General features: G+C 47.6%; 2 protein-coding genes. Both read right to left on the bottom strand.

From position 1 onward, the window contains the following. The coding region (gene recG / locus ACWVCM_RS10785) for an ATP-dependent DNA helicase RecG (protein ID WP_455201759.1) at positions 1 to 2,102 on the bottom strand (2,102 nt) is incomplete at its 3' end. Next, complete coding sequence (locus ACWVCM_RS10780; protein WP_455201758.1) at positions 2,077 to 2,463, bottom strand: RidA family protein; 387 nt, start codon at positions 2,461 to 2,463, stop codon at positions 2,077 to 2,079. The genes ACWVCM_RS10780 and recG, both read right to left, overlap by 26 nt. Between the last annotated feature and the right edge of the window lie 88 nt (positions 2,464 to 2,551).

Below are 2,551 nucleotides of genomic sequence, written 5' to 3'. Positions count from 1 at the left end.
TTTGCGGTCTTGATAACTTCAGGCAGTAATTCCTGATCCCGCTGCAAATCTGCAATATGAAATTGTTCCAGTCCGGTTTGCCGTGTACCCAGTAATTCGCCAGGTCCGCGCATTTCCAGGTCGCGCTGCGCAACAACAAATCCGTCATTGGTAGCACGCAGTACAGCGAGTCTTTCCCTGGCATGTTGCGACAATGGCGCATGATATAATAATACACAGGCACTTTGTTTATCCCCTCGACCAACCCGCCCTCTCAACTGGTGCAGTTGCGATAATCCCAGGCGCTCCGCATTTTCAATAATCATCAACGTGGCATTCGGTACATCGACACCAACTTCTATTACTGTCGTTGCAACCAGCAAATCAATGGTTCCATTTTTGAATTCCTGCATTACCCGCTTTTTTTCATCAGGCTTCATTCGGCCATGCACCAGGCCAATACCAATATCCGGTAACTCCTGTCGTAATTGCTGCGCGGTATCTTCAGCAGCCTGACATTGTAGCGCCTCCGATTCTTCAATTAATGTACATACCCAGTAAGCCTGCCTGGACGCCTGACAGGACTGGTAAACCCGTTCTATAACGTCCATGCGCCTGTCTTCTTCCATCACTACTGTTTGTACCTGTGTTCTTCCCGGCGGTAATTCATCGATAATAGAACAATCTAGATCGGCATATGCTGTCATCGCCAGCGTGCGCGGAATCGGCGTGGCTGTCATTATTAACTGATGGGGATACACCTCTACACTTTCGTGAACCTGCTTGCCCTTATTGCGCAACGCCATTCTTTGATGCACACCAAACCGATGCTGCTCGTCTACGACAATCAAGCCCAGTTTATTAAACGTTACGTCCTCCTGGAACAACGCATGCGTGCCAACGATGACCTGGGCTGGCCCGTTTGATATGTTATGCAACGCTGTTTCGCGCGCTTTTCCTTTAAGCTTACCTGACAACCACTCAATGCTTATGCCCAGGGGTAATAACCATTGGCTGAAATTCTGAAAATGCTGGTAAGCCAATAGTTCAGTTGGCGCCATAATAGAGGCCTGGTAACCGGTCTCTACAGCATGTATAGCGGCTAAAGCAGCTACAACTGTTTTACCGGAACCCACATCACCCTGGATCAATCGCAACATGGGTTGTTTACTTGAAATATCACCTAGAATTTCTGAGTAAACACGTCGCTGCGCATCGGTCAGAGAAAAAGGTAATTTAGCCTGCAACCGATGAGATAACTTGCTATCTACCTTAAATTCAGGCGCGTGGTGTTGCTGATATTTAAGACGCAACCTGCGCATTGAAAGTTGGTGGGCCAACAGTTCTTCAAACGCAAGTCGCTGTTGGCAGCAATGTTGGCCGTTTGATAAAACATCAACCGCTGCGTCCAGTGGCGGTTTGTGCACATAAGCAATGGCTTCCGCCAATGACGGGAAATTCATTCTTTGCAAGAGGGTTTCTGGCAACCATTCCGGTATTTCCAATACCAGGGTTTTAGAATCAATGACCAGCTGGTCCAGTAAAGCACGAAATGAAAACTGCCGAAAACCTTCGGTAGTCGGATAAATCGCTGTTAGGTATGGTTCCGCAACGGGCGCTTCAAGTTTCCTGTTTGATTGTAATATCTGGTATTCAGGGTGCACCATTTCCAGCCCCTGTCCTGAGTAACGCACCTCACCAAAACACCGAATACGTGTACCTGGCGCAAGTCCTTTTTGTTGTGTTGAACTGAAATGAAAAAATCGGAGCGTTAGAAACCCGGTGCCATCACTGATCTTTGACAACAGCATGCGTCGCCGACCGTACTTGATATCAGTAAGTAATACTTCAGCCTCAACGACGGCCTCAGTACTTTGACGTAAACTACCAATAGGCTTGACGCGTGTTCTATCCTGGTAACGCAACGGAAGGTGGAACAATAAATCCTGGACGGTAAAGATATTTAGACGCGCCAGTTTGTCGGCAACACTGGGCCCGACACCTTTTAACGAACTTACAGGTGCGTCAATAGACAAGCGGAACTTTGGTTTCTCTGGGGCCAGGGTATCGATAATATAAACAGTCGCAAAAGATGTTTTATTCCGACAATTCCAGTACCGCATCCATTTCAACGTTAGCAGCCTTGGGCAAGGAAGCCACACCGATTGCAGCACGCGCCGGATAGGGTTCATTAAAATACTCAGCCATAATTTCATTGACCAGGACAAAATGGCTCAAGTCAGTTAGGAACACATTGAGTTTCACCACATCTGACAGGCTACCACCGGCTGCCTCGGCGACGGCTTGCAGATTATCGAATACTCGTGTTATCTGTACGCCCATATCACCCTCTACCAGATTCATGGTCGCGGGATCCAGCGGGATTTGTCCTGAGCAGTAAACGGTACTCCCCACTTTTACTGCTTGTGAGTATGTACCAATCGCCTGTGGAGCCTTGTCTGTTTTAATAATTTGTTTTGACATTTCCTTATCCTGAAAAAGTAAGTTAGCTATTTTGACCTGACCTTGCGCACAACACTATCGATGCCACGTACCCGGCGGATGATATTCG

This window comes from Kaarinaea lacus (genome assembly GCF_975902315.1).
This window is presented reverse-complemented; position numbering and strand designations above follow the sequence as displayed.